Annotated in this window: 1 protein-coding gene; it reads right to left on the bottom strand. The window is 60.8% G+C overall.

Annotated elements, in window-relative coordinates:
- A partial coding sequence (locus HX773_RS25740) for a PepSY-associated TM helix domain-containing protein (RefSeq protein ID WP_176973841.1) occupies nucleotides 1-263 on the bottom strand: 263 nt, incomplete at its 3' end.
- Between the last annotated feature and the right edge of the window lie 76 nt (nucleotides 264-339).

The following is a 339-nucleotide window of genomic DNA, read 5'->3' as shown; positions in this document are numbered from 1 at the left end:
ACCCGGCCGGCGCTGTCGCCGTGGGGTTCCACCCACAGCATCGCGACGGTCTGGCCTTCCTGCGCTTCGAGCTTGCGTACCAGTTCGGCGGGCGGCAGGGCTTCATGGTTGGGTGCTTCGACTTGCAGTACCGAAGGATTGAGCAGACGCAGCAGTTCGTCCTGGAAGGACACCGTGGCCCCGGTGATGCCCATGAACGCCAGCACCAGCCCGGCACTGATGCCGAACAGCCAATGCAACTGGAACAGTGTTTTCTTCAACACGGCGACCGCCTTGCTCAATCAAAGTCATGCTTCACGGCGCGCATTATGCCGTGTGTGCGAATGCGACGAATTCATA

The sequence above is a fragment of the Pantoea sp. B9002 genome, from assembly GCF_013385945.1.
Taxonomy (GTDB): domain Bacteria; phylum Pseudomonadota; class Gammaproteobacteria; order Enterobacterales; family Enterobacteriaceae; genus Pantoea.
Note: the sequence above shows the minus strand (reverse complement) of the source record. Positions and strands in the feature narration are given on the sequence as shown.